The organism is Streptomyces sp. NBC_00461 (genome assembly GCF_036013935.1).
Classification (GTDB): domain Bacteria; phylum Actinomycetota; class Actinomycetes; order Streptomycetales; family Streptomycetaceae; genus Streptomyces.
In genome coordinates this window covers 6,622,451-6,648,958 of record NZ_CP107902.1, presented here as the reverse complement: position 1 = coordinate 6,648,958, position 26,508 = coordinate 6,622,451, and the positions used below count along the sequence as shown (strand labels likewise).

The 26,508-nt window shown below is 69.5% G+C and carries 26 protein-coding genes, 1 tRNA gene and 1 pseudogene; 16 read left to right on the top strand and 12 right to left on the bottom strand.

Going from position 1 to position 26,508, the window contains the following annotated elements:
* Positions 1-534: 534 nt before the first annotated feature.
* The 3 genes and pseudogenes from OG870_RS48255 to OG870_RS31240 form a co-directional block, all read right to left on the bottom strand.
* The gene (locus OG870_RS48255) at positions 535-1,074 is read right to left on the bottom strand and encodes a hypothetical protein (RefSeq protein WP_405624821.1); all 540 of its coding nucleotides are present in this window, start codon (positions 1,072-1,074) and stop codon (positions 535-537) included.
* Positions 1,059-1,370, bottom strand: a pseudogene (locus OG870_RS48250) (transglycosylase domain-containing protein); the annotation flags it as partial. The pseudogene OG870_RS48250 and the gene OG870_RS48255, both read right to left, overlap by 16 nt.
* An 81-nt stretch (positions 1,371-1,451) precedes the next feature.
* Positions 1,452-1,976: a hypothetical protein gene (locus OG870_RS31240; RefSeq protein ID WP_266589926.1), complete on the bottom strand. Its 525-nt coding sequence runs from the start codon at positions 1,974-1,976 to the stop codon at positions 1,452-1,454.
* 912 nt (positions 1,977-2,888) lie between these two features.
* Here OG870_RS31240 and OG870_RS31235 point away from each other — a divergent pair.
* From OG870_RS31235 to OG870_RS31225, 3 genes are all read left to right on the top strand, one after another.
* A complete protein-coding gene (locus tag OG870_RS31235) occupies positions 2,889-3,152 on the top strand; it encodes a CopG family transcriptional regulator (protein WP_266589924.1) in 264 nt (87 codons plus the stop codon).
* The gene (locus tag OG870_RS31230) at positions 3,149-3,562 is read left to right on the top strand and encodes a type II toxin-antitoxin system VapC family toxin (RefSeq protein WP_327667291.1); all 414 of its coding nucleotides are present in this window, start codon (positions 3,149-3,151) and stop codon (positions 3,560-3,562) included. Before OG870_RS31235 ends, OG870_RS31230 begins: the two co-directional genes overlap by 4 nt.
* Before the next feature lie 278 nt (positions 3,563-3,840).
* A tRNA-Arg gene (locus tag OG870_RS31225) sits at positions 3,841-3,918 on the top strand.
* A 185-nt stretch (positions 3,919-4,103) separates the two neighbouring features.
* On the opposite strand, the gene OG870_RS31220 is transcribed toward OG870_RS31225, so the two are convergent.
* The 3 genes from OG870_RS31220 to OG870_RS31210 all read right to left on the bottom strand — a co-directional run bounded on the left by OG870_RS31220 (position 4,104) and on the right by OG870_RS31210 (position 6,720).
* Positions 4,104-4,226: a hypothetical protein gene (locus OG870_RS31220; RefSeq protein ID WP_266843939.1), complete on the bottom strand. Its 123-nt coding sequence runs from the start codon at positions 4,224-4,226 to the stop codon at positions 4,104-4,106.
* 1,229 nt (positions 4,227-5,455) lie between these two features.
* Positions 5,456-6,175, bottom strand: coding sequence for a SecDF P1 head subdomain-containing protein (locus OG870_RS31215; RefSeq protein ID WP_266843941.1), 720 nt, complete (start codon positions 6,173-6,175; stop codon positions 5,456-5,458).
* Positions 6,172-6,720, bottom strand: a complete 549-nt coding sequence (locus OG870_RS31210; RefSeq protein WP_266843943.1) for a SigE family RNA polymerase sigma factor — start codon at positions 6,718-6,720, stop codon at positions 6,172-6,174. The genes OG870_RS31215 and OG870_RS31210 overlap by 4 nt, the downstream gene beginning before the upstream one ends.
* A gap of 570 nt (positions 6,721-7,290) precedes the next feature.
* On the opposite strand from OG870_RS31210, the gene OG870_RS31205 reads away from it, so the two are divergent.
* Positions 7,291-8,172, top strand: coding sequence for a hypothetical protein (locus OG870_RS31205; protein ID WP_266521512.1), 882 nt, complete (start codon positions 7,291-7,293; stop codon positions 8,170-8,172).
* 523 nt (positions 8,173-8,695) lie between these two features.
* Here the strand turns inward: OG870_RS31205 and OG870_RS31200 are convergent.
* Both OG870_RS31200 and ku read right to left on the bottom strand, forming a co-directional pair.
* Entirely contained in the window at positions 8,696-9,616 is a 921-nt protein-coding gene (locus OG870_RS31200; protein WP_266843945.1) for an MBL fold metallo-hydrolase, read from the bottom strand.
* 201 nt (positions 9,617-9,817) lie between these two features.
* A complete protein-coding gene (gene ku / locus OG870_RS31195; RefSeq protein WP_443063444.1) occupies positions 9,818-10,864 on the bottom strand; it encodes a non-homologous end joining protein Ku in 1,047 nt (348 codons plus the stop codon).
* A gap of 71 nt (positions 10,865-10,935) precedes the next feature.
* On the opposite strand from ku, the gene ligD reads away from it, so the two are divergent.
* Positions 10,936-11,817 (top strand): non-homologous end-joining DNA ligase, encoded by an 882-nt coding sequence (ligD, locus tag OG870_RS31190; protein ID WP_266843949.1) that lies wholly within the window; start codon positions 10,936-10,938, stop codon positions 11,815-11,817.
* An 82-nt stretch (positions 11,818-11,899) separates the two neighbouring features.
* On the opposite strand, the gene OG870_RS31185 is transcribed toward ligD, so the two are convergent.
* Positions 11,900-12,703 carry a nuclease-related domain-containing protein gene (locus OG870_RS31185; RefSeq protein WP_266521504.1) on the bottom strand — a complete coding sequence of 268 codons (804 nt, stop codon included), beginning with the start codon at positions 12,701-12,703 and terminating at the stop codon, positions 11,900-11,902.
* A gap of 100 nt (positions 12,704-12,803) precedes the next feature.
* Here OG870_RS31185 and OG870_RS31180 point away from each other — a divergent pair, with 100 nt between their 5' ends.
* From OG870_RS31180 to OG870_RS31150, 7 genes are all read left to right on the top strand, one after another.
* Positions 12,804-13,310 carry a protein-tyrosine phosphatase family protein gene (locus OG870_RS31180; RefSeq protein WP_266521502.1) on the top strand — a complete coding sequence of 169 codons (507 nt, stop codon included), beginning with the start codon at positions 12,804-12,806 and terminating at the stop codon, positions 13,308-13,310.
* A 109-nt stretch (positions 13,311-13,419) separates the two neighbouring features.
* Complete coding sequence (locus OG870_RS31175) at positions 13,420-14,157, top strand: hypothetical protein (protein ID WP_327691722.1); 738 nt, start codon at positions 13,420-13,422, stop codon at positions 14,155-14,157.
* Positions 14,154-15,392, top strand: coding sequence for a HAMP domain-containing sensor histidine kinase (locus OG870_RS31170; RefSeq protein WP_327691721.1), 1,239 nt, complete (start codon positions 14,154-14,156; stop codon positions 15,390-15,392). The genes OG870_RS31175 and OG870_RS31170 overlap by 4 nt, the downstream gene beginning before the upstream one ends.
* A 312-nt stretch (positions 15,393-15,704) precedes the next feature.
* On the top strand, positions 15,705-16,199 hold the full coding sequence (locus OG870_RS31165) for an SH3 domain-containing protein (protein WP_266589907.1): 495 nt from the start codon (positions 15,705-15,707) through the stop codon (positions 16,197-16,199).
* 43 nt (positions 16,200-16,242) lie between these two features.
* Positions 16,243-17,640: an FtsW/RodA/SpoVE family cell cycle protein gene (locus OG870_RS31160; protein ID WP_266589905.1), complete on the top strand. Its 1,398-nt coding sequence runs from the start codon at positions 16,243-16,245 to the stop codon at positions 17,638-17,640.
* Positions 17,640-19,103: a peptidoglycan D,D-transpeptidase FtsI family protein gene (locus OG870_RS31155; protein ID WP_266521492.1), complete on the top strand. Its 1,464-nt coding sequence runs from the start codon at positions 17,640-17,642 to the stop codon at positions 19,101-19,103. The genes OG870_RS31160 and OG870_RS31155 overlap by 1 nt, the downstream gene beginning before the upstream one ends.
* 44 nt (positions 19,104-19,147) lie before the next feature.
* A complete protein-coding gene (locus OG870_RS31150) occupies positions 19,148-19,654 on the top strand; it encodes a DUF3291 domain-containing protein (RefSeq protein WP_266521490.1) in 507 nt (168 codons plus the stop codon).
* Between the two features lie 9 nt (positions 19,655-19,663).
* On the opposite strand, the gene OG870_RS31145 is transcribed toward OG870_RS31150, so the two are convergent.
* Positions 19,664-20,527, bottom strand: a complete 864-nt coding sequence (locus tag OG870_RS31145; RefSeq protein ID WP_266589903.1) for a hypothetical protein — start codon at positions 20,525-20,527, stop codon at positions 19,664-19,666.
* Between the two features lie 29 nt (positions 20,528-20,556).
* Positions 20,557-21,666 carry a ferritin-like domain-containing protein gene (locus tag OG870_RS31140; RefSeq protein ID WP_266589901.1) on the bottom strand — a complete coding sequence of 370 codons (1,110 nt, stop codon included), beginning with the start codon at positions 21,664-21,666 and terminating at the stop codon, positions 20,557-20,559.
* A 126-nt stretch (positions 21,667-21,792) separates the two neighbouring features.
* Between OG870_RS31140 and OG870_RS31135 the strand changes: the two genes are divergently transcribed.
* From OG870_RS31135 to OG870_RS31120, 4 genes are all read left to right on the top strand, one after another.
* Entirely contained in the window at positions 21,793-22,731 is a 939-nt protein-coding gene (locus OG870_RS31135; protein WP_266521484.1) for an AurF N-oxygenase family protein, read from the top strand.
* A 342-nt stretch (positions 22,732-23,073) separates the two neighbouring features.
* Positions 23,074-23,721, top strand: a complete 648-nt coding sequence (locus tag OG870_RS31130) for a TetR/AcrR family transcriptional regulator (protein WP_266521481.1) — start codon at positions 23,074-23,076, stop codon at positions 23,719-23,721.
* A gap of 10 nt (positions 23,722-23,731) precedes the next feature.
* A complete protein-coding gene (locus OG870_RS31125) occupies positions 23,732-24,043 on the top strand; it encodes a hypothetical protein (protein ID WP_266521479.1) in 312 nt (103 codons plus the stop codon).
* Positions 24,044-24,185: 142 nt separating this feature from the next.
* Entirely contained in the window at positions 24,186-25,259 is a 1,074-nt protein-coding gene (locus tag OG870_RS31120) for an NlpC/P60 family protein (protein ID WP_443063470.1), read from the top strand.
* Here OG870_RS31120 and OG870_RS31115 read toward each other — a convergent pair.
* A complete protein-coding gene (locus OG870_RS31115) occupies positions 25,232-26,485 on the bottom strand; it encodes a styrene monooxygenase/indole monooxygenase family protein (RefSeq protein WP_266589897.1) in 1,254 nt (417 codons plus the stop codon). The two genes, OG870_RS31120 and OG870_RS31115, sit on opposite strands and share 28 nt — an antisense overlap.
* Positions 26,486-26,508: the final 23 nt, after the last annotated feature.

Below are 26,508 nucleotides of genomic sequence, written 5' to 3'. Positions count from 1 at the left end.
GTCTCACTGGGTCCCGCTCTTTCTCATTGTTTCGCGCTGATCGCGATAGACCTGCGATAGACGCCAGGGCCGTCCACGCCGCCCCTCGGCACTCTCGACGCAGGGATCACCTTCGTCGGGAGTTGCCGTCCATGAGCGACAGCCCGGCGGCCACGCTCATGTGCCGCACGGCTTCCGCTATGAGGTCAGCCGCCTTATGCCACTGCCCGTCCCCACGAACCTGACAGCGGATGCGCTGGCCATGGCGTGCGCGGCGTTGCTAGCGGCGACACCGATATCGACATTCAAAACCGGAGATCCATTCACCATTCGCATGGTCGGTGTCTGACACTCCGGCCAGTAACAGTAGCCCCGCGCAAGCGTCATCAGCCCGACGATCGTGGCGTTGCTGTAGGTGCGAGAACTCGACTCTGACATGGCCTTCCCTCCGTCTGAGCGTGGAGCAGCAACGTAGCGCCACCCTCTGACAGTTGGGGCGCTCGCCCGCGTCGTTGCAGCTCAGATGGCTGCTATGCCGCAGGCAAGCGCTGTAGGTTAGGAGCTTTCAGGCGGCCAGCCAAGTTCCTTTTCGATCTTCTTGTTCATGGCCTCCTCCTGGCCGTAGATGCACCCCTCGTAGACGCGGTGGATCACCTCGGGCGAGTTGCCGACCCGACGCGCGACCTCGGCTACTGGCACGCCGGCGTTCAGCCAGGTGGTGATGCAGGTGTGCCGTAGGTCGTACGGCCGCCCTCCGAGGATGGACGCTTGACGGTCCGGCGAGAGCGCGTACTCCCGAGCGTCCCGCCACACACGCCAATAGGTGCTGCTGCCCACGAGACCACCCCGCTCGTTCGTGAAGAGCCGCCCATCCTTGGCCGTGCCGAACTCTTGCGGGGGCCACTGCACCCGGGTCGCTCCGAATGCGCGCCGGCTGAGTTCCCGCCCGGCGGATCCCTGTGCGGCGGCCATCAGTTCACTGCCGCGTGAACGGATCTCATGCAGCAGCCAGTAGCCGTCAATCACCGACTCCGGCCTCAGCGCAAGAACTCCACGGCCGACGGCTACGGGCACTCGATTCATGACGGCCCGCACGCCGTCCTCCCTTGATGCGGCCAGAAGGGAACCCGGGGCATGAACGCCTGGTGCAGCGAGCCCGGCGGCGCTGCGGTGGCGGCGTTGGCCTGGGCGTGGGTGAGGTGACCGGTGACGACGAGCCGCCCAAGGACCCGGGCCCGGCGCTGGAGGACCAACTGCGGGTGGAGATATGGGTTGTAGGCGCTGGGAGCGTGGACGAGCCCGGCGAGCAGGGCGGCCTGGGGCCAGCCGAGGCCGTCGGGGGCGGCGTGGAAGTAGCCGCTGCTCGCGGCCTGCAGGCACTTGGTCTGCCTCCCGAGAGGAAGCCGGGAGGGAGCCGAGAGGGGCCGGCGCTCCGGGAGGAGGAGAGCGGCCCCTACGTCGAGCGGACGGTATCAGCTCAGGCCGAGGTTCGACAGCGCGGTCGTCCAGTCCGTGACGATCGCGTCCTGGGCGTCGGCGAGGGTGACGGTGCCGGCGCAGACGGCCTTCTTGAGCTTGTTCTCGACGGTGTCCTTGTTGGCGGCGGTCTTGGTGCCGTACTGCGGCTCGGGCCAGAGGTTGAGCTCGCTCTTGGGGGCACCGCCAAGTTCGAGGGGGACGAAGTGGTCCTCCTCGTAGTCCGAGGTGCTGGTGTCGGTGTAGCCGTACTCGACGATCTGCTTCTTCTTCAGCGCGGTGGTGTAGGAGCTGGACGGCCGGACTGTCGCGGTCCACCCGGAGACGCAGATGGTGGAGTCGATGGTGGACTGGGTGACGTCCGGGTTGAAGTCGCCGGGCTGGCAGCTGGGGTCGGGGAGGGGGAGGTAGCTCTGGCTGCAGCTCTGCGCGTGCGCGGTGCCGGCGGCGATCGTGAGGCCGGCGGCGGCGAGGGCGAGGGAGGAGAGGGCGGTGACCAGGGAGCGGGATATTCGGGGCATGGGGGGATCTCCCGGAACGGTGCCCGGCAGGAATTCCGGGCGGTCGTGAGCATGACAGCACCGGAATCATCTATGCGGGTAGACCCCTTTGCCGATCCCGAGGATCCCTTTGTTGAATATTTCAATACGACGGGACTGGCGGAGGGCAAGTCATGGCCCGCGCTTGGTTGTCTGCATCGCGCGCCTGGCCCAGTGACGGCCCCCTCGTCACGTGAGCCCCATCACCACGTTGGCGCTTCTGCATCCCGGCGCCATGGGCGCGAAGGTCGGCGGCCAGGCGACCCGCACAGGAGCCGGGGGTGTGGGCAGGACTGGCCTGGGGAACTGACGGCCACCTCCCGTCCTCCCCACCCCGCCGTCACCGCCGTGACGGTAGGGGCGGTCAACACCACCGGCACCGCCCTCACCCCGCACTTTGCCAGCCGCGTCGGCCAGGGCGCCTCCAACGGGTGGATCATCACCAGCGGGCCCACCACCCTCGCCCCGCACAGCACGGCCGAGTACGTCGTACGACCGGCCGGCGGTCACCGCGCCCTGCCCGGCGGCCGTCGATCTCCGCAGGGGACTCATCCGCAACGCCTTGTCGAACGGCACGGAGGAGCACGGCGCCCAGGCCATCGGCCAGCGCCCTGACATCCGTCGCGCCCATCGTGCGCCAGCCACCCACAGCCCTTCCTCCACGTCTCCGGCCGGGGACGCCGCGCGCCTGAGATTTCGAGATCCTCATGACGTCCACCACCTCTCTGCCACGTGAACGTCCCGGATGCCCGTATCAAGCCCGGCAGGAACAACGCCCCCTGGAGTCCCGTCGTCGCCCAAACCCAGATTCGAGCTCGCGTCGGACCAGACCCGCGGCGACTGTCTCTGCCAGCTCCATCCGGCCAGGGGAGGATGCAAGGTAGGATGGGTAGCATGAGCGAGCCTACCGGCAAGTACTCGATCACCATGCCGCGCGACATCGCCGAAGCCGCCAAGGCCCGCAGCGGGCCCTCCGGGCTGTCCGCTTACGTCGCCGCAGCCGTCGCCCGCCAGATCGAGCGGGACAACCTGAACGAACTCATCACGGTGGCGGAGGCCGAACACGGCCCCATCACCGACGAAGAGATTCAGGCTCTGCGCGACCAACTCCACCAAGCCCGAGAGCAGCAGACCCAAGGCGGGGCGGACGCCGCGTGACCCCCTCCCCCGCCTCCCCCGGCGGCACCCTGGTTCTCGACAGCGAAGGGCTGGCCAAGGCCGTCCTGCGCGACCGTACCGTCACCGGCTGGCTCGCCCTCGCCCGCGCCGACGACCTGCGGGTGATCACTTCCGCAGCCACCCTCGTGGAAGTGATTCACCCACGGATCAATCGCCCAGCGCTGGAATGGACCCTGTCCCGCCTCGTCATCGAACCGGTCACCGAGCCCATCGCTCGTCACGCCGCCGCCCTCCTCGCCGACGTCGGCCTGCACGGCCACAAGTACGCCATCGACGCCATGCTCAGCGCCACGGCGCTGGCCGCCCCCGGACCCGTCACCGTTCTCACCTCTGACCCCGAGGACCTCGCCGCGCTCTGCCGAGAGCGCGTCACCGTCATCAAGATCTGAGGGCATACCGCCGGCCTGATCAATGACGATGCCCACGCCATACATACAGCCGGGCCGACCTTGAGTCATCGATCCCCGGAAGCCGGAAACTCGGTGTGGGCACACGCCCCCAGCCATCAGGGCGAGAAGCCGCAGGACCTGCCCGCGCGCCCCAAAACGCCTCCCCATACGGCGGAACTGACGAGCATCAGAATGAAGTTCGCCACAAGACGACCAAACAGGGCATTTCACTTTCGCGGGACATGCGCGGGACGGGGGCTTGACGGCCACTCAGATGGGCCACTGACCTGCCAAAACCTGTGGGAACTGTCCGGCCTCCGGAGCCGTGTGCGCAGGTTCGAATCCTGCCGGGGGCACCCTGTATGAGGTGCCTAAAGACCCCGTGACCAGCAGAGATGCTGAGTGCGGGGTCTTCGCGTGTGTGCAGGCGGATGCGGTCGAAGGCAGCTCCATGACAGTGATCACGTAATGGCCACGTAATGATGACGAAGCTCTTTTTCGCAGGTCAGGCCCCGCTTCCCGACCGGCCCGACACCATGGTTCACGCCGCGTCCAGCGTTATCCCTGCGAGCTCACGGATGGCACGAAGGAACGCCGTCATGTCGGACAGGTCGTCGAGGCTGTTCTGATAGGCCTCGATCCGAGTTGCGTAGTCGATCGCCAAAGCGTCGATCCGCAACTGGAGATCAGTGGGAAGACCACTCCTGGAACAGGCCCGGCCAGTGCCGGGTCACTGCTGACTCCGTGCCGGGAATGTACCGATAGACATTCATGCCCAGCGTCCGTGAGGCCTGGAAGTCAAGGGGATGCACAGCGGCAACCTAGGCCCTGCTCTCCCGAACCCACCAACGGGTTGTTCGCGAAGGAACCGAGCAGCCCAGCGCTACGAACATGACGAAAGCGCCGGATCGCTCCGGGGCTTTCCTGTGAGGGCCGTGTGGGGCCGTTTCATACTTTCGGTGTACGTCCACGGAGTGGCCGGCGCGGGCCGCTACGTCCGGGGCGCGAACGCCGGAGTTGAGCCACTGGGAGACGCCCGCGTGGCGCCTCGCGAAGGGCAAGCTCGATGGCGCGGGCGACGTCGGACGGCAGCACGGGCTTGGCCTCCTGCCCGAACCAGTTGCTCGGATGCGGCCGGTTGGTGGTGACCACGAGTGTCGTCCCCCGGGCGTCTGCCTGATCGACCCCGAACGTGCACGGCGTCCAGGCCAATGCCTGAAGGCAGGTCGGCCTACGTCGCAATCGCCACCGGTAGGACGTGCCGTCCACGACGATGCGGCGTGCTCCCCTTACGGCCCAGTGCCATGGCGCCTCCTCAACGGCAGGGATGCCATCGAATCCGGCTCCATCGCCCGTCTCGATTTCCGTCTCATTCAGCACGGCTCACGGATGTTCAGGGAAGTCCGGAAGCCGTCGGCGAGTGAATGGCCAGCTCCATGGAGCTACGGATCAGAAGGTTGTGAGGGGGGGTGGGTGCGGAGCCATTCGGCGTCCCGGGACCCAGTGGTCCGGGGACCCCTATCCGGCCACCCCCCTTGGCCGCCGTGTTCCGCGAGAGAACATCGAACCGGCGCATCTCTGCCACGGAAGCTAACAGCCCACACTGACAACGCCCTTGTGCCTGTGGCCGGCGCCCCAGCGGACGTGCCAGAACCGTGCCAGGTCGTGCGGGAAGCCACGGGGAACAAGGGGGAGCGCATGCGGCATGCTGAGAGCGCGAGCTCGATTCTCGTCACCCACTCCATGTGAAACCCTCAGGCCAGTGGCCGGGGGGTTCTTTGTTGTCCAGACCGGCGAGAGGGTGTGCCGCACCACCGGCGCACCACCAGGGCTCGGAGGACTCCCCCGGCTCCTCCTCACCGGTTTGTCAACGCCATAGCAGGAGTTGACTACTCATCTGCCGGGATCCAGCCGGTGGGCGAGGTCGTGGGCGGTGGCGCTGGTGAGGTCTCCGACGTAGGCCCCGACGATTTCGAAACGGCCGCCGGTGATCGAGGAGGTCACAGAGGGCCTGCCCCAGAGCTTGCCGTCGATGACGATGGCGAATTCGTTGCGCGGGAGCGGAGTCCCCGCGATGGAGCCGGTGAGGGCGGCGAAGCGGGTCCGGTCGGCGGGGCTGAGGGTCGCCTCGACCTGCCAGGTACCGTCGATGGTGCTTTTCTCCGCCTTCGCGGAGGTGACACGAACGTTGGTCATGCCCCTGGCCCGGTCGGCGCGGACGCAGAGCGCCGGTTGGGTCGCGGTGGCGTGCACGGTGTAGCCGCCGCTGCCATGGGTGCAGGCCTGCTCCGTGGACGAGGTGACCGGCAGGAGGGAGACCGGGGCCGCCTTCCCGGTGTTCCCGTTGCCGCCCTCTGCCGCGGGCTGAACCACGTGCGCGCGGGGGGTCGCGCCGTCCGCGACGGCCACCCAGGCGGTGGCGACCACGGCGACGGCGGCGACGCCGACCCCGGTGCGGGCCAGCCGCTGCCGCCGCCGGGCGACCCGCAACGCGCCGTCGGCCAGGCCGGCCAGATGGGCGCCGGCGGCGTCACCGTCGCTCTCGCGGACATGCGCGTGCAGGGCATCGTGCAGCAGCGTTTCGTGCAGCGGGTGTTCGGTCGAGCCGTTCATGCGATGACGCCCCTTCCGGAGGCAGTGGAAGAGGAGGCCGACGGCCCTGCCTCGGCCAGGGTGGTGCGGAGAGAGGCGAGGGCCTTGTGGGTCTGGCTGCGGACCGTCCCCTGAGCAACGCCCAGAATCGCGGCGATCTCATGGTCCGGCCGGTCCTCGAAGTAACGCAGCACTATCACCGCACGCTGGCGCTTGGGCAGCCGCCGCAGCGCGGCCATGATGTCCTGCCGCTGGACCACGGTGTCGGCCCAGTCGGTGACCTGCCCGGACGGCCGGTCCGGCAGGGTGTCGGTGACCGTCTCCCGCCCCCAGCTGAGGAGTCGGAAGCGATCCACCTGGGCGTGGTAGAGCGCCCGGCGCACATAGATCTCCGGCTGCTCCCGGTCGCGCAGCTTCGACCAGCGCCGAGCGGTGGAGGCAAGCGCGGTCTGGAGCAGGTCCCGGCCCTGCTCCCAGTCCCCGGTCAGCAGGTATGCCGTGTGCAGCAGCGATCTCGACCGCGCCGCCACGAACTCACGGAACTGGCGTTCCTCGTCGGCGTTCAAAGCGCCCTCCCTCGTTCCCCTTTAAAGACGGGCACGGAAGGAGGTTCGACTGCCCTGCCTGTCGGACTTTCTCGACCACGACGCCGCCGAGCTCCTCGTGGGTAACGTCGGGGGCATGCGGCGCTCCAGCACCCGCCCGTGCGACTGCAGAGCGCGTCACGCGCAAGGTGAGTTACGCGACCAGGTGTTGGGGGAGAACAGCAGCCCGGCTTCTCAGGCTAACGAGAACGCGTCGGCCGTTGGGTGTCGTACAGCGGCGAAGTACAGCAACAGCCGCAACCGCGGGGGCTGCGCCCATGTCAGCACCCACACCGGCTGCAAGTGATCGCAGCTTCCCAAGCTGAGAGCGCGAGTTCGAGGTTGGCTCGGCACCGTCCTCGCGGCCCACGAAGCCAAGCATCCGATTTCATCGGGGCGTTCAGCGCCCAGAACGCGACGCCGCCGTCCACTGCTACTGAGCCGCGGAGATGCCGTGAGGGCCCTCGGCAGTTGGGCAGGTCACCTACTCCGACACGTCGCCCTGACCTAAGGTGACCTTGGTTGGAAGGCGTGGGAACTCGGGGGACAGTCATGGAGTCGGTCTCTGTCGCGCTGGTGGTCGCTGAAGCCGGGCTGACCGAGTTTCAGCAGAACATCATCGTTGCCGTCGTGGGCGCGGTCATTGGTGTGCTGGGTACCGTCGCCATCGAGCGCGTGAAGCTTCGGCGCGAACCGACAAAACGGCTCTCCTGGGACGCCGACGTCCACAACGCCATGGTGTCCACGGACGAAACGATCCGCAGGCGGCTCCGGCTGACCTACAACGGGCACCCGATCGAGGGCTTGAGCTCGATCGAGTTCCGAGTCGAGAACACCGGCAACCGGGTCGTCAAGGATGAGCACCTGCGCTTCAGCTTCCCGCCGGGCGCCCAGATCATCGAAGCGGTGCTCACATCGGGTCCCGAGCGCGAGATGGGCGTGGCCAGGCGCCCGGAGCGAGAGCAGTCCACGGGTGAAGCCGTCTTCACCATCGGCCAGTTGGAACGGGGCCAGACTGTGGCCCTACGGCTTTCCGTCTCCGCCGGGGACATTGAAGGTTGGAAAGTCGTGGCCCACAACGAGGAAGGGGACGTCGAGTTCCATGAACGCTCGGCTGCCCGCAGGATGGAGGACCGGGAACATGTCCCAGCCTTCTTCACGCTGGCTTTCCTGTTGCTCACTGTGCCGCCCGTGTTCGCCTTGCTCGGCTACATCGGAGAACTGGCCGCAGTCGTGGTCAGCGTCGCTCTCCTGATAGGCATCGGTCCGCACGTGGCTCCTGCGGGCCGTACCCTGCGGGACTTCCTCACAAGGCCGGAGCCGCCCCCCGGCGTCCACATCGGGACTGTGGATTCGTCCACGTTCGCAATCGGCACGGCCAGCTCGGCTCACCAGCACCGCCCGGCCAGCGATGGGTCGCCCCAGCCGTCCTGACACCCCGCCATCGGCATTCCCTCACACCGCCTGCGATGGGCATCAACCAGATGGCACAGGGCCGGATAGAACGAGCAGCCCTCCTAGATGGCTCCCACCGGAATCCCACCGGGGGTTGCAGGGGTTCGTCTCATCGTCCATGCAGCTCAACACACCACGGGAGAGCCCGCTCCGCCGCTCAGATTCGACGATGGCCGCCGTCTCTGCTTCCGTCCCATTCGGCGCCGTTCAATCGCCAAATTGCTGCCCCACCACTTCGTCCGGGCTGCGGCGCTGGGGCGCCGGTCCCGGCCGAGCGGCAGGACCGATCGACCCGACGAGCGGTTCAAGCCGCAGGCGCTTGCGGAGTACGAGGCGGAGGCACGTCCGTCGTGGTGTCACTCGACTCCGTCGCAAGGCCGGCCGCAAGGCCTTCATGCGCCGTGAGGTGTGCGCCACCGAAAAGCTCCCCACCTGGTACAAGCCTCGATACCAATCGGCCAACTGCTCAAAGTACGCCCATTCCAGGGTTACGCGACTAAGTTCACGCGAGACCTGTGAGGGGGGCACTGGGTTGCCAGGAGACGGGCAGGACGACGTCGACGCCGTCACGACGGGCCAGGGGCAACAGTCGGTTCATGGTGGTGCCGAGGTCGTCGAGCAGATAGGGCATGGGGCGCAGCGGCCGATCCAGGCCCAGGAAGAAGTCGTCCCAGTGCACCAGGATGACCCGCCTGGCCCCCGTCGCGGCCACCACCTCGTCCCAGTAGGTGTGAAGGAACTCGGCGGGCAGCTTGCCCAGCATGCCGACGCCCAGGTAGATGACGTCGGCGTGGTGACCGCGCAGCGCGCCGGGCCGGTAGTTGGCGCTGGCCTGGAGTAGCACTCGGCCTTGGGGGTGGGTGACGAGCACGGAGTAGGCGGTGCCGGTCTTCCAGGCACCGGCGCGGGCCGGCGGGACCAACGGCTGATCAACGGTGCCTGGGTAGTGGTCGCCCGGGCTGTGCACGGAGTCCAGGAAGGTCAGCGTGAAGCTGCCGAAGGTCGCGGTGTCGCCGTCGCCGACCACCCGCAAGGACGACTCGGGGACCCCCAAGCCGCGGCCGATGTTGGCGGTGGACTCCGACCCGACCAGTTCGGCGCCGGTCTCCAGCGCCCACACCGGCGCGTCGAGGGCGTGGTCGTAATGGGAGTGCGCGCACACCACAGCGGCGAGGTTTCCCACCCGCAGCCGTTCGATGGCGGCACGGACCAACGCACGGTCCGGGGTGATCCTGCCCATGCCCACGCGCAGCATCCCGGGGCGAGTGACGAACCCGTCGCTGAGCACCGAGGTCTGCCCGTCCGACAGCAGCACTGAACTCGTGCCCAAGAAGTGAGCGCTCAGCCCTTCACGCTGCGTCGCGGTGCGCTGCTGGTACGGCAGGTAGGGCCGCATGCTCGGGCGACCGATCGGCACCTTCATACGAGCATCCTGGGACCCAAGGGACAGGCGTACCACCCCGGGACCTCGTGTGCCCTCTCACAAACGCTCGACCACGCTCAGCTCCACCGACATGGCTTCGCCCCGCCTCCACGACAGCCGTCGCAGACAGCGAGCCGAGGACCGAACTGTCAAGCATCAAGTGACGGCGACGCCAGGCTGCCGAGGCGTCCACCCCCGCGATCAAGCCGTGCGCTTGCGGGATGCCGTCTTCTTTGCCGGTGTTTTCTTTGCGGTGGTCTTCTTTGCCGTCGTCTTCTTTGTGCCCTGTGTCGCCTTTGTTGTCGACTTCTTCGCCGACGCCGACGTCGATGCGGTGGTTTTCTTCGCGGCCGTCTTCCCCGCCGTCGACGTCGACTTCTTGCCCGTGGTCTGTTTTGGGGTCGTGCGGGCCGACTTGCGGGCGGGGAGGCGTTTGACCTCTGCTTTTTCCTCCGAGGGTGGCGGCTCCTCGCCGCGCGACTCCTTGGCTTCCCTCACGCTCTTTTCCAGGGCCGCCATGAGGTCCAGGACCTTGCCGCCCCTGGCCGGTTCCGGTGACTCAGGGGGTGCCTCGCCGGCCGCTTTCGCGGCGACGACCTCCTCCAGAGCATCGCGGTACTCGTCGTGCAGTTCGTCGAGGTCGATCTCGCCCAGGGTGTCCATCAGGGCGTCTGCCAGGTCGAGTTCCTTGTCGTTGACGTTGACGTTCGTGTCGGGGGCGACGCCCTCGGGGGCGCGGACCTCGTCGGGCCACAGCAGTCCGTGCATGGCGATCGCGTCGTCCACCACCCGCAGCATGCCCAGCCGCTCCCGCCCTCTCAGCGCGTACTTCGCGATCGCCACCTTGTTGCTGCGCTTCAGAGCCTCGCGGAGCAGCGTGTACGGCTTGGCGGCCGGGGCGCCTCCCGCTGCCAAGTAGTACGCCGCGTCCATCTGGAGTGGGTCGATGCGGTCCGCCGGTACGAAGGCCACGATCTCGATCGTCTTGGCCGTGGGAAGCGGCAGGTGGGACAGGTCCTCGTCCGTGATCGGGATGATCGTGCCGTCCGCGTCCTCGTAGCCCTTGCCGATCTCCGCCCCGCTGACCTCCTTCTCCTCCAGTTCGCAGACCTTTCGGTAGCGGATGCGGCCGCCGTCCTCCAGGTGGATCTGACGGAAGGAGATCGAGTGGCTCTCGGTGGCGTTCACCAGCTTGATCGGGATGCTGACCAGGCCGAACGAGATGGCGCCGTTCCATATGGATCGCACGTGCAGCACCCTTTCGGTCGGCTTGCACCGTTTGACTAAAGTTTGCGGAGTTTGCGTGAGATTCTCATCGTATGACGCCGATCACAGAGGTGGAGGGGAGACGGCTCGCGCTCAGCAACCTGGAGAAGGTGCTGTATGCCGGGAGCGGGTTCACCAAGGCCGAGGTGCTGCATTACTACGCCACCACCGCCGACGTCCTGCTGCCCCACCTGCGGGATCGGCCCGTTTCGTTTCTGCGGTATCCCGACGGGCACGACGGGCAGGTCTTCTTCACCAAGAACGTGCCTCCCGGTACGCCCGACTGGGTCACCACCGCCGAGGTGCCGCGGGTGGAGGGGCCGGCGCGGATGGTGCTCGTACAGGATCTGGCGAGTCTGATGTGGGCGGCCAATCTCGTCACCGAGTTCCACACGCCCCAGTGGGTCATCGGGGACCCCGGGGTCGCCGACCGCATCGTCTTCGATCTCGACCCCGGTTCGCCCGCCACCGTCGTGGACTGCTGCGAGGTCGCGCTGTGGCTGCGGGAGCGGCTCGCGCAGGACGGGATCGACGCCTGCGCCAAGACCTCCGGGTCCAAGGGGCTGCATCTGCTCGCCGCCGTGCGGCCGACCCCGTCCGACCAGGTCAGCGAGTACGCCAAAGGGCTGGCCGTGGAGGCCGAGCGGGCCATGCCGCGGCTCGTCCTGCATCGGATGACGCGCAGTCTGCGGCCCGGGAAGGTGTTCGTCGACTGGAGCCAGAACGCCGCCCGGAAGACGACCGCCACTCCCTACACGCTACGGGCCCGTAGCGAGCCCACCGTGTCCGCACCGGTGACCTGGAGCGAGATCGAGGAGTGCGGGGCGCCCACCCAACTGACCTTCCTCGCAACCGGCATCGCGCCCCGCGTGCAGGACTACGGCGACCTGCTGGCACCGCTGCTCGATCCGGACGGCGCGGGATCGCTGCCCTGAGCCGTACCGGCGGACACAGAGGCGGCGCAGCGGGCCGGCGGGGCGCCCCCTCAAGGAACTGCCGGCCCCCTGCCGGGCCGCCTCACACCCGTGTCCACGTCTGCCGGTCCCGTGCCATCGCGTGCAGGGCCTCCACGTCCGCCGGCTTGAGGACGCCGCCGAGGCGGGCCAGGTTCTCGATCTCCGTGTCCTTCAGGACGCGGACCTCGCGGAGCGGGGCCGGGACGGAGACGTCCGCGGGTTCCGCCAGGGCCAGAACCGGGTGGACCTCGGCCGTCAGGGCGTACGAGGCCCGGTCTGCGTCGGCGCGGACGCGGCGCAGGAGGGACTGGGGTTCGCGGCGGCCCAGGGTGACCATGGGGTCCGCGACCGTCACCCGCTGCTTGCGGGCGTAGAGGCTGTGGACGGCGAAGAGGCCACCGGGACCGATCGCCAGGTGGTGGACTCGGTCGCCGCCGGGCAGCGGGACGGAGTGCAGGACGTGCCAGCCCGCGCCTTCGAGGCGGTCCAGGGCGTCGCCGATCGCCTGTTCGGCGGCCAGGGCCCGGCGGCGCGGGTCCGGACGCAGACGGTGGTTGGGCCCGGGGTCCCGGTCCAGGGCGATGAGCAGCGCCTCGCCGGGGCGGTTGGGCGCCAGGTCGTCGTCCGGGTGGAGGGAGAGCCTGGCCAGCTCGGCCGGGGTCGGGACCGGCGGCGGACCGACCGCGACCGGGCCGGTGAGGAAGGGGCCCAGGGCCTGCAGCACCGGTTCCCTCTCGTCCTCGCTGAGCAAATTGACCCGGGCGGCCTCACGGTCGTACCAGGCGATGTTCCGCCCGTCCGGGTGGCAGACGTAGAGCCGCTCCTGGCCGTGCCGCCAGGACGGTATGACACGCAGTCCGGTCATGCACCATCACCCCTTGACCATGGGAACAGGCGGGGTGCTCCTCGGGCAAGAACCCGGCTACCTTTGAGAGGAGTTGGGAGGGGCACTTGGGGAGGCCTTGTTGCGTACCCGCAGGAAGCAACCCGACGTACCGGCTCCGGGCAGTCCATGGAGCGAGATAGTGCCCGGCCTGTGGATGGGCGGGCACGAGTTCAGGGGTCACACCGGGCAACTGGAGTTCGCTGTCGTGCGGGGCGAGTTCGATCTCGTGCAGACCCTGCTGAGACTGCCGGGGCACGGGCCCGACCCCGGCGTCGAGCACCATGTGTGGGCGATACCGGACGGGCCGCTGGACGGCACGCAGCTCGCGGGCGTGATGCGCCTGGCACAGGCCGCGAGCGAGGCACTGGACGGGGGCCGCAAGGTCCTCGTCCGCTGTTACCACGGGTACAACCGCTCGGGGCTGGTAGTGGCGCACGCCCTGGTCCACCGGGGGTACTCCGCCGAGCAGGCGATCCGGCTGATCCGCTCCCATCGCTCGCCGTGGGCGCTGCACAACGATCTGTTCGTCGACTATCTGCGGGCCGGGCTGCCGACGGCCCGGCTGCTGGAGGAACTGGCGGAGTAGCCGTGCACCCGTGCACCGGTGCACCCGTGTAGCCGAGTAGCGGGTTAATCGTTTCGCCGGACGAATAGGGTGGAGCAGGTCACCGATCGTTCTCAGCCACAGGAGTACAGTGCTCCGCACTCGCGCCGCACGCACAGCGCTCGTCACTGCCCTGCTCGCCCTGTCGGCGGCGGGCTGTGGTGACGCGGGCGGACTGCAGGGTGCGGGCGCGACCTCGACCGCGACCAGCCCGGCCAAGCTGTGGCCGAGCCTGACTCCCGCCTCCAGTCCCGCCTGGAACTACGACAACGGCGAGGCCGAGGCCATGAAGGGCGTCACGGCACCCGGCGGCGACATTCGCAAGGTGGATCCGGTGACCGTGGTGAAGGCGGAGATCGCCCAGCACCCGGACGACTACGACGGCTCGAAAGCGCCGTACCGCGAGACGGCCCGTCGGATGGCGTACTGCGGCAAGAAGCCGGTGAATGCCAGATGCCCCCTGCTCAAGGCCTACTATCGGGACATCACCGGTGACGGGCACGCCGATCTGACCCTGGGTTTCCGGCTACTGCCCGGCAATCAGACGGCCGTGCGCGTCTACACCGTCGAGAGCGGCCGGGTGATCCAGGTCATGTCCAACAACGACGCCGTGAGCGGTGTCGAGCTGGCCGGACACTCCGTGATCATCCACGCGCCCTCCGACCTCGCCGACTACGAGTACCGCTTCCAGTGGACCTGGGACCCGGAGCAGCGGGTCATGCTGCTCACCCACGACGAGATGCTGCACCTCGGCAGGCGCGAGCGTCTGTCGACCCCCTCCGCCTCCTCGTCCGCCTCCCCGTCCCTGTCCCCCTCGGCGACCCCATGACGAGGCTCGTGCTCCCCCAGTGGGCCGGGACGCTCGCCGTGAAGGCCGCCCTCTTCATCACGGTGATGTGCTGTGCGCTCGCCGCGATGCTCGGCGTGCTCGTGCACGTGTCGGTGACCAACCAGACCGTCGGCCAGGCCCGCAAACTCGCGCTGTCCCGGCTCGCGGACGTGACGAAGGCGTACCAGGCCGGGGAGACGCTGCTGCCGGGTGCGGGTGTCGATCCCCCGGGGCTGCCGACGGCACTGCGGGCGCTGGCGGTGGACGGGGATCGCGGCACGATGGTCTCCGATCACCAAGGGCATCCCACGATGTGGGCTGCGGGTCCCGCGGACCGGAACCGGGCGCTGGCCGTCGAGGTCGACTACGCGCAGCAGTCCCGCACGATCGCCGGGCTCGACCGCTCGATCCTGTGGTCGTCGGGGCTTGCGATCGGGGTGACGCTGCTGATGGGTGCTTTCGCGGTGACCCGGGTGACGCGGCGGCTGCACGCCACGTCGCAGGTGGCCCGCCGGATCAGCGGTGGCGACCTGGACGCGCGCGTCGACGATCCCCGTACGAACGATCCGACGCATCCCCAGGACGAGGTGGCAGCCGTGGCCGCCGCGCTGGACTCCATGGCGGCCTCGCTGCAGGGCAAGCTGCTGAGCGAGCAGCGGTTCACGGCGGACGTGGCGCACGAGCTGCGCACCCCGCTGACCGGGCTGCACGCGGCGGCCGAGCTGCTGCCGCCCGGGCGGCCGACGGAGTTGGTGCGCGACCGGGTGGCCGCGTTGCGCACGCTCACCGAGGACCTGCTGGAGATCTCCCGGCTCGACACCGGGCGGGAGCGGCTGGAGCTCGACACGGAGGAACTGGGCGCGCTGGCGGCGCGGGTGGTGCGGTCGTCCGGCACCGACACCTCGGTCGTCGTCCTGCGGGACACCCTGGTGGAGACCGACCGGCGGCGGCTGGAGCGGGTGCTGGGCAATCTCGTCGCGAACGCGCACAAGCACGGGCGGACGCCGGCGTCGCTGACCGTGGACGGGCCGGTGGTGACCGTGCGGGACCACGGGCCCGGGTACCCGGACTATCTCGTGGAGCACGGGCCGCAGCGCTTCCGCACCGAGGGCGGCGCCAAGGGGCACGGGCTCGGGCTGACCATCGCCGCCGGGCAGGCGGAGATGCTGGGGGCGCGGCTGGAGTTCACGAACGCGGTGGACGGCGGGGCGGTGGCCACGCTGACGCTCCGCTAGGGCCGGTTGCGAAAGCGGCGTCGCCGCCCGAAGTGCGGCCCCGCGGCGGCCGGTGCGTGCTCCGGAGGCCCCGGCCGGAGGGGGCACCTCCCACGACCTTGAGGCAGTGGCGGAGCATGCCGGGCGTCGCGCGGCAGACGCCACTTTCGCAACGGGCCCCCGGAGCCGGAGCCCTGCGCGGGACGCGGACCGCAGGGTGCGAGGCGCGGGACGCTCCTATGGACCAGCGTGACGGGCGGCCCCCTTTGACTGCTCCTAATGTGGCGATTAGTCAGCTTCATCAGCATCGCCCCATTTCGTGGAGGTACTCCCATGTCCCTGCGATCCACCCTCACCCGCCTCGCCATAACCACCGCCGCCGGCGCTCTCATCACCTCCGTGGCCGTCACTCCCGCCCTCGCGGACGACGACTGGGGCGGCGGAGACGGCGGCGACCCCGGCTTCAGCCAGGGCGGCCAAGGCGACCAAGAAGGCCAGGGTGGCCAAGGCGGCCAGGAAGGCCAAGGCGGCCAAGGCGGTCAGGAAGGCCAGCAGGGCGACTGGAACCAGGGGGACGATCACCACGACGACCAACGGCTCTCCCGGGGCGTCGTGACCGCGAGCGAGCTGCTGCTGCGCAGCGCGCCGAACCGCGGCAGCCAGGTGATCCGCGTGGCCCACCGGGGCGAGCGCGTCTCGATCTTCTGCAGGACCAACGGCCAGAGCGTGGACGGCAACCGCCAGTGGTACCTCCTCACGGACGGCACCTGGGCCTGGGGCTCGGCCCGCTTCATCGACACCATCGGAACCCCGCCACGCTGGTGCTGAGACCAAGAGATCACGAGATGCACGATTTGGGTAGGTTCCGGACATGATCAAGGCCGGAACCACCGGAACCACCGTGGTACAGGCGGACGTCCCCGCTCGCGCGGTACGCCCGCGGCGGCGCCGTGGTGTCGAACTCGCCCTCATCGTCATCGCCGTACTGCTGTCCGTGTACGGCTACTGCGCCGTCGGCCTCGCCAGGAACGGCACCGTCCCGCCCGGCGCCGCAGGTTACGGCGCCGGGCTCGGCGTGCTCGCGCTCCTCGCCCACCTCGCGGTGCGGCTGCGCGCCCCCTACGCCGACCCGCTGCTGCTGCCCATCGGCGTCCTGCTCAACGGCCTCGGTCTGGTCCTGATCTACCGGCTCGACCTGGAGACCCCGCACGACCACGCGGCCCCCACCCAACTCGTGTGGTCCACGCTGGGGGTGACCCTGTTCACCGTGGTCGTGCTGATGCTCCGCGACTACCGGGTGCTGCAGCGCTACGCCTATGTCTGCGTCGTCGGGGCGCTCGTCCTGCTGCTGCTCCCGATCCTCTTCCCGGCCGTGAACGGCGCGCGCATCTGGATCCACGTCGCCGGATTCTCCATCCAGCCGGGCGAGTTCGCGAAGGTGCTGCTGGCCGTCTTCTTCGCCGCGTATCTCGCGGGCAACCGTAACGCGCTGGCGTACACCGGACGTCAGGTGTGGCGGTTCAGGCGGGTCCAGCTTCCCACCGGGCGGGTGCTGGGCCCGATCCTCGCCATCTGGCTGCTGAGCGTGGGCGTTCTGGTGCTGGAGCGCGATCTCGGCACCTCGCTGCTGTTCTTCGGGCTGTTCGTCGTCCTGCTGTACGTCGCCACCGGCCGCACCGGCTGGATCGCCGTCGGCCTGCTGCTGGCCGCCCTGGGCGCCGTGGCCGTCGGCTGGCTGGAGCCGCACGTGCACAGCCGCGTCCAGGACTGGCTGCACCCCTTCGCGTCGATCGACGCCGGCCAGGGCCCGGGCCAGGTCGCCCAGTCCCTGTTCGCCTTCGCGGCCGGCGGCACGCTCGGGACGGGCCTGGGCGTGGGCCACGCGATCCTCATCGGCTTCGCGGCGAAGTCCGACTTCATCCTCGCCACCGCCGGGGAGGAGCTGGGCCTGGCGGGCCTGTCCGCGATCTTCCTCCTCTACGGGCTGCTCGTGGAGCGCGGCTACCGGACCGGCCTCGCCCTGCGCGACCCCTTCGGCCGGCTGCTGGCGGTCGGGCTGGCCTCGATCGTGGCGCTCCAGGTGTTCGTGATCGCGGGTGGGGTGACCGGGCTGATCCCGCTGACGGGCATGGCGATGCCGTTCCTCGCGCAGGGCGGCTCGTCCGTGGTGACCAACTGGGCGATCGTGGCGCTGCTGATCCGGGTGAGCCATGCGGCACGAAGCCAGTACGACGTACGAAGCCCGTACGACGGGGAGGTGGCGGCGTGATGACGAAGCACATCCGGCACGCCGGCTTCTTCTGCGTCCTTCTGCTCGCCGCGCTCCTCGCCAACGCCGCCCGCGTCCAGATCTTCAAGGCCGCGTCCTACGACGGCAACATCGCCAACCGCCGTTCCGCCATCGCCCGTTACCACCAGCCGCGCGGCGACATCCTGGTCGGCGGCGAGAGCGTGACCGGCTCCCGGGACTCCCACGAGCAGCTCCGCTACGAACGGACGTACACGGACGGCCCGTTGTACGCGCCCGTGACCGGCTTCGCCTCCCAGGTGTACGGCACGACGCTCCTGGAGCACAGCGGGGACGCCGTGCTGTCCGGCACCGACCCGATGCTCTCGCCGTTCCCCCTGGTGAACGGCCTCACGCGGGCCCAGGGCCGGGGCGGCAACGTCGTCACGACCCTCAACGCGGCGGCACAGCAGGCGGCGTACGAAGGGCTGGACGGGCGCAAGGGTGCGGTGGCGGCGATCGAGCCGTCGACGGGGCGGGTGCTGGCACTGGTGTCGAGTCCTTCGTACGACCCCGCCGTGCTGTCGGGGAACGCCGCGGCGACAGCGCGGTCCTGGTACCGGCTGAACTCCGATCCGGACAAGCCGATGCTCAACCGGGCGGTGCGGCAGACGTACCCGCCGGGCTCGACGTTCAAGGTGGTCACGGCGGCGGCCGCGCTGGACGCGGGTGTGGTCACGGACCTCGACAGGGCGACCGACTCGCCGGACCCGTACCGGCTGCCGGGCACCACGACCTCGCTGATGAACGAGGGGGAAGGCTGCGAGGACGCCCCGCTGCGGGACGCCTTCGAGTGGTCCTGCAACACCGTGTTCGCGAAGCTGGGTGTCGACGTGGGCGTGGCGGACATGGCGCGGACGGCGCAGGCCTTCGGCTTCAACAACGCGGGTCTGCGGATCCCCTTCTCCGTGGCGCCGAGCACCTTCGACACCAGGGTCGACAGGGCGCAGCTGGCACTGTCGTCGATCGGGCAGTACAACACGCGGGCCACCCCGCTGCAGATGGCGATGGTCGCGGCGGCGGTGGCCGACGGCGGGCAGGTGCGGACGCCGTATCTGGTGGAGCGGACGACGACGCGCAACGGTGCCACGGTGGCCACGGCGGGCTCGCGCCCCACGCGCGAGGCGATGCGCCCGGAGACCGCCGACCGGATGAAGGAGCTGATGGAGGGCGTCGTCAGGGAGGGCACCGGTACGAACGCCGCGATCCCCGGCGCGATCGTGGGCGGCAAGACCGGTACCGCCCAGCACGGCATCGGCAACGCCGGCGTGCCGTACGCCTGGTTCGTGTCGTGGGCGCAGGACGACCGCGACCTGGAACCGAAGGTCGCGGTCGCCGTGGTGGTGGAGGACGGCTCGGCGGACCGCGGGGAGATCACCGGGGGCGGGGTGGCGGCTCCGATCGCCCGCGCGGTGATGGAGTCGGTGCTCAACTCCAAGGAATGAGACGGGGGTTATGAACCCGGCCCGACCAACCTAACGTTCGGTACATGACTTCTGCCTTCGCGTACGAACTCGCCCAGGTGAACATCGGCCGCCTCAAGGCCCCGCTGGAGTCGGAGCAGTTGAAGGACTTCGTCGACAACCTCGACCCCGTGAACGCCGACGCGGACGCAGCCGACGGTTTCGTGTGGCGGCTGCAGGACGGGAACGGCGACGCGACGGGCCTGGCCGTCTTCGGAGACGAGTGGCTGATCATCAACATGTCGGTCTGGCGCGACGCCGACGCGCTGACGGCGTACATGTACCGGGGCCGCCACCGCGAGATGCTCGCCCGCCGCAGGGAGTGGTTCGAGCGGGTCCAGGAGGCGATGGTGGCCCTGTGGTGGGTGCCGGCCGGACACCGCCCCACGGTCGCCGAGGCGGAGTCCCGCGTGCTGCATCTGCGTACCAACGGCCCGACGCCGTACGCCTTCACCCTGCGCACGTCGTTCCCGGCACAGGGGGCGGGGCCGGTGCCGCTGGAGGTGCCGGACGGTCTGGGGTGCTCGGTCTAGCGGCGGCCGTCAGTGGATCGCCCTCACCGTCTCCGAACGGACCTGGCGGGTCGTGTCAGCGGCGGCCTCCAGGTCGACGTCGGACGGGGACTGGGTGATCGTCTTCGCGGTCACCTCGGCGACGACCGCCGCCGTGTTGCCGTCCGCCCAGGCGCAGACCGGGTAGGTCAGCGTCGAACCGAGCTGCTTCTGGGTGACCACCTCACAGGTGACCGTGATGCCGGAGCCACCGGGCCGGAAGTCCTTCGGCGGCACGGCCACCGTCATGCCGTCGGTCTCGGCGACGCCCTTCAGCATGCTGTCGCGGCCCTTGTCGACGTGCTGGAACCGCCCGTACATGCCCGAGATCACGAGTTCGCCCTTGGCGTCGCCGCCGCTCAGGCTGTACTGCCCGACCTTGGCGTCGGTGACCTTGGCGTCCCAGGCACCGTCCATCTCCTCCTCGATCTTCTGTCCTTGGGTGTCGGAGAGGTCCTCGGTGAGTTCGTAGCGCCCGTCGAGAAGTGTCCTGGGCAGCGTCAGGGCGAAGTCGGCGTCGGGAAAGCCGCTTTCGACCTTCGACCCGAGCATCGCGAGCCCCACCAGGACCGCCACGATCACTCCGACGACCCCGCCCACAATGCCGAGGACCAGCCCGACCCGCCGCTTCTTCGGCGGCGGACCCCAGCCGTAGGGCTGCTGCGGGAAGGGCTGCTGCGGGAAGGGCTGTTGGGGGTACGGCTGCCCGTACGGCGGGACCGGAGCCTGGCCGTACGGCTGCGCGGGCGGCTGCCCGTACGGACCGGGGGCGAGAGGGCCTTGGGGCGGCGACTGCCGGTCGTAGGGATTCTGCGGCGGCCCGTAGGGACCCTGGGGCGGCGGAGGCGTGGACACGTCAGCACGCTACTGCATACGGGTGACCGTCATCCCTCGGCCGCGCCCTCCTCGATCGCCCCCGTCACCTCGGCCACCCGCTCCTGCTCCTCCGCCGCGAACCGTTCCGCGTCCAACTGCTCCGCGATCTCCTCGTCCTGGGCCATCAGCAGGTCAAGGTTCGAGTCGCCCATCTCGAACACACCCATGTCCAGATACGCCTGCTGCAGCCGCTTGCCCCACAGCCCGATGTCCTTGACGCAGGGGACGATGCGGGAGAACAGCAACTGCCGGAACAGCGCCAGGAATTCGGACTGCTCGCTGTACTCCTCGGCCTCCTCGGTCGGGATACCGAAGTTCTCCAGCACCTCCACGCCCCGCAGCCGGTCGCGCATCAGGTAGCAGCCCTCGATGACGAACTCCTCGCGTTCGCGCAGTTCCGCGTCGCTGAGCTGCTTGTAGTAGTCGCGCAGCGCCATGCGCCCGAAGGCCACGTGCCGGGCCTCGTCCTGCATGACGTAGGCGAGGATCTGCTTGGGGAGGGGCTTGTCGGTGGTGTCCCTGATCATGCCGAAGGCGGCCAGCGCCAGTCCCTCGATCAGGACCTGCATACCGAGGTAGGGCATGTCCCAGCGCGAGTCCCGGAGGGTGTCGCCCAGCAGGGACTGGAGGTTGTCGTTGATCGGGTACAGCATCCCGACCTTCTCGTGCAGGAAGCGGCCGTAGATCTCCGCGTGCCGCGCCTCGTCCATCGTCTGGGTCGCCGAGTAGAACTTGGCGTCGAGATCGGGGACCGATTCGACGATCCTCGCGGCGCAGATCATCGCGCCCTGCTCGCCGTGCAGGAACTGGCTGAACTGCCAGGAGGCGTAGTGCCTGCGCAGTTCGCCCTTGTCCTTGTCGGTGAGCTTGGCCCAGTGCTTGGTGCCGTACAGGGACATCGACTCGTCCGGGGTGCCGAGCGGATCGTACGGATCGACCTCCAGATCCCAGTCGATCCGCCGCTGCCCGTCCCACTGCTTGTCCTTGCCCTTCTGGTACAGGGCGAGCAGGCGGTCACGGCCGTCGTCGTACTCCCAGGCGAAACGCGCCGCGCCGGTCGCCGGTACCTGCCAGTGGGGCTCTCCCGCGTCCATGGCGTACAGGTCGTAAGTCGGCATGTCTCGCAGGCTCACACGTGGTAGACGCGGGGTCAACAAGTCGCGCGCAGGGGATTGACGAGCTTGCTGACAAGCAGTCTCATAACCCGTGGAGGATGTGACCCCGGGTAACAAGGTGGGAGAACGATGACGACCCTGACGGAAGCCGACGCGCTGGACGGTCTGCGCGATGCGCTCGGGCTGCTCAAGGACCGCGAGCAGGTGGCCGAGCGGCTTCTCGCCTCCTCCGCCAAGCACTCCTTCGACCCGGACAAGGAGCTGGACTGGGACGCGCCCTTCGAGGAGGGCAAGTGGTTCTGGCCGCCGGAACTGGTGTCGCTGTACGAGACGCCGATGTGGAAGCGGATGAGCGAGGAGCAGCGGATCCTGCTCTCCCAGCACGAGGCGGCGGCGCTCGCCTCGCTGGGCATCTGGTTCGAGCTCATCCTCATGCAGCTGCTGGTCCGGCACATCTACGACAAGGCGGCCACGAGCGCGCACGTGCGGTACGCGCTCACCGAGATCGAGGACGAATGCCGGCACTCGAAGATGTTCGCCCGGCTGATCGAGCGCGGGGACGCGCCCTGGTACCCGGTGGCCCGCGTGCACCAGAACCTGGGCCGGCTGTTCAAGACGATCTCGACCACGCCGGGCTCCTTCACGGCCACCCTGCTCGGCGAGGAGGTCCTCGACTGGATGCAGCGACTGACGTTCCCGGACGAGCGGGTGCAGCCGCTGATCCGTGGCGTCACGCGCATCCACGTGGTCGAGGAGGCCCGGCATGTCCGGTACGCCCGTGAGGAGCTGCGGCGGCAGATGGTGACGGCGCCGAGGTGGTCGCAGGAGTTCACCCGGGTCACCTCCGGCGAGTTCGCGCGGGTGTTCTCGGTCGCCTTCGTCAATCCCGAGGTCTACACGAACGTGGGGCTGGACCAGCGGGAGGCGATGGCACAGGTGAAGGCCAGTGGCCATCGGCGGGAGGTCATGCAGAGCGGAGCGAAGAAGCTGACCGACTTCCTGGATGACATCGGCGTGCTGCGGGGGGTCGGGCGGCGGCTGTGGAGGTCGTCGGGGCTGCTGGCCTGATGCGGGGTGCCGGCGGGCTGCCGGCGGGGGCCGGTGCGGGTCGACGAGGGCCGAGGCGGGTCGATAAGGGCCGGAAGGCGCCGACTGCGGGCCCGCTGGGCGGCCAGCGCGAGCCGACAGGCGCCGTGTACAGGCAGACAGACCCGCGGCGCGAACCGACAGGCGCCGCGTGCGAACCGGTGGACGGCCGGCGCAAGCCGACAGACGCCCAGCGCGAACCGGTGGGCGGCCGTCACGAACCGACAGACGCCCAGCGCGAACCGGTGGGCGGCCGTCACGAACCGACAGACGCCCACGCGACCAGCCACGACGCGCGCGCAGCGGCCCGACTACGCTGCACCCATGAGCCCTGCCGCGCCCGCCTACCGCCGCCTGAGCGTCGAGGAGCGCCGCAGTCAGCTCCTCGAAGCCGCCCTCGGTCTCTTCGCACACCGCGCCCCCGAGGAGGTCTCCCTCGACGACGTGGCGGAGGCGGCCGGGGTGTCGCGGCCGCTGGTGTACCGGTATTTCCCCGGCGGCAAGCAGCAGCTGTACGAGGCCGCGCTCCGGTCCGCCGCCGACGAGCTGCAGCAGTGCTTCGACGAGGCTCGCGAAGGCCCCCTCCTCGGCCGTCTGGCCCGTGCCCTCGACCGCTACCTCGCCTTCGTCGACCAGCACGACGCCGGCTTCAGCGCGCTGCTGCAGGGCGGCAGTGTGGTCGAGACGTCCCGGACGACCGCCATCGTGGACGGCGTACGCCGGGCCGCCGCGGAGCACATCCTGAGCCATCTGGAGGTCACGGATCCCGGGCTGCTGCTGCGCATGACCGTACGGATGTGGATCACCGCGGTCGAGGCGGCCTCCCTGATCTGGCTCGACGAGGACAAGCAGCCGCCGGTCGCCGAGCTGCGGGACTGGCTGGTCGAGCAGTTCATGGCCGTCCTCTCGGTGACCGCCGGCCGGGACCCGCAGACCGCCGCGCTGGTGCGGGCGCTGGCGGAGGATGTCTGACACTGGTGCCGTGAAGAGCGAACACACCCCCTTCGAGGGCGGCCCGATGGACGGCCGTGTGCTGCCGGTCCTCGTGGGTCCCACCGGGCACCCGCCCAAGACGTACCGCATCCCGCTCCCGGACGCCGCCGGGGGCCCGCCCACCGTGCTCGTCTACCGGCGCGTCCCACGCGGCCACAGCAAGCGGCTCGGACTGCCGCAGGGATGGAAGTACGAGTACGACCCCACGGGCAGGATCGACAGGCTGAAGTGGCCGTGGTCGAAGCCGGACACCGGTCCGGACGCCACGCCGGGCGGCAAGCCGGACGACACCGACGGGTGACCTGATTGCGCCGAACCGCCCACACCCGGTGCGATTACGTGCCACGGACGTCAAGAGCTGACTGTACGGAGCGGAGAGACCGCCCCGCACGGGAGGTGATGACGTGTCAGGAAGGCTTCTGCGTCTGGTGTGTACGGCGGCGATGGCCGCCGGCGCCGTCCTCGCACCGCTGCCCGCCGCAGCCGTGCCCGAGCCCGGGCCCGGCGGCGAACGCACCGTCGCCCAGCAGCTGACGGACCTTCAGCGGCTGTACCGCGAGGCCGAGCGGTCCACCGAGACCTACAACGCCACCGCGGAGAAGCTGAAGAAGCAGCGCGCCGAGGTGGCCCGTCTGGACCGCGCCCTGGCCCGGACCCGCCTCTCGCTGCAGGACAGCCGGGGCGCGGCGGGCCGCCTGGCCCGGCAGCAGTACCAGGGCAGCACCGACATCTCCTCGTACGTACGCCTGCTGCTGGCCCGCAACCCGCAGCAGGCGCTCGACCAGGGCCATGTGATCGGCCAGTTGGCGCGGGAGCGGGCCGAGACGGTCGGCCGGCTGACCGGCACCGAGAAGAAGGCCGGCATCCTGGCCCGCAAGGCGCGCAAGGGCCTCGACGACCAGCTCTCCCTCGCCGAACAGCAGAAGAAGGACCGGGACGACGTGCAGGGGCGGTTGAAGGCCGTCGAGGAACTCCTCGTCTCCCTCACTCCCGAACAGCTGGCCGCGCTCAACGAGTTGGAGAAGAGCGGAGTCGACAAGGCGCAGCAGCGGCTGGTGACGTCCGGCGCGCTGAGCGAGGAGCACACGGCGTCAAAGAACGGCGACCGCGCGCTGCGGTACGCCGTGCGGCAGCTGGGCAAGCCGTACCAGTGGGGTGCCCAGGGCCCGAAGTCGTACGACTGCTCGGGGCTGACGTCCGTGGCCTGGGACCACGCGGGCAAGCCGATCCCGCGGACCAGCCAGGAGCAGTGGGCGCAGCTGCCGCGCGTCCCTCTCGACCAGCTGCGCCCCGGTGACCTGGTGGTCTACTTCCCCGAGGCAACTCATGTCGCGATGTACGTGGGCCGGGGCATGGTGATCCAGGCCCCACGCACCGGCGAGAAGGTGAAGGTCTCGCCGCTCGCGACCTATCCGGTCCTGGGAGCCGTCCGGCCGGACGGTGGCCGGCCGGACGGTGGCCGGCCGGACGATGATCAGGCGGGCGGCGATCAGGCTCCGGCGACCGAGGCGAGGTAGGCCTCCGTCTTGGCCGGCTCGTAGAAGAAGTTCTCGAAGTCGGCCGGGTCGTTGAAGCCGTTGGCGAAGCGGTCGGCGACCGGCTGGAGCCGGCCCGCGGCGCCGATGAGGTTGAGGATGTGCTCCGGCGGCGGGGCCAGCATGGCGTTGGTCCACTTGGTGACGTGCTGGGCGGTGTCCCAGTAGCGGTCGAACGTCGCCCGCATCCAGGCCTCGTCGAACTCCTTCTCGCCGTTCTCGACGATCGAGGAGAGGTAGGAAGCGGCGCACTTGGAGGCCGAGTTGGAGCCCTGGCCGGTGATCGGGTCGTTGGCGACGACGACGTCCGCGACACCGAGGACCAGGCCGCCGCCGGGCAGCCGGCCGACCGGGTTGCGCACGGTGGGGGCGTAGCGGCCGGCCAAAACGCCGCCCGCGTCGGTCAGTTCGACCTTGGTGGCCCGCGCGTACTCCCAGGGCGTGAACCGCTCCATGAGTTCCAGGGTCAGGGAGAGGTGCTCCGCCGGGTCCTTGACGCCGTTGAAGACGTCGAGCGGGCCGCCGGGTATGCCCTCCCAGAAGAGGATGTCGGCGCGGCCGGAGGTGGTGAGCGTCGGCATGACGAACAGCTCGCCCACGCCCGGGACCAGGTTGCAGCGGACCGCGTCGAACTCCGGGTGCTCCGGGCGCGGGCCGAGCCCATGGACGTACGCCACCGCGAGGGCGCGCTGCGGCTCGCCGTACGGCGAACGGGACGCGTCCCGGCCGAACATGGACACCAGCTCGCCCTTGCCCGCCGACACCACCACCAGGTCGTACGTACGGGAGAAGTAGTCGAGGTCGGAGACCGCCGCGCCGTGGATGACCAGCTGGCCGCCGCGCTGCGCGAACGTCTCCATCCAGCCGGCCATCTTCACCCGCTGGTCGACCGACTGCGCGTACCCGTCGAGCCTGCCCACCCAGTCGATCGCACGCTGTGTCGGGCCCGGGTCGTGCGAGCCGGGGGCCGCGACCGAGACGCCGAGTCCTTCGATCTTCGGGGCCTGGGACTCCCAGAAGTTCAGCTGGAGATCGCGCTCGTGCTGCAGTGCCGTGTGGAACATGCACTGCGTCGACATGACCCGGCCGGAACGGATCTCGTCCGCCGTCCGGTTCGACATCAGGGTGACCTCGTACCCCTGCGACTGAAGGCCGAGGGCGAGCTGGAGACCGGACTGACCGGCTCCTACGACGAGTATCTTCCGCATGCGGGTGACTACTCCTAAGGGGG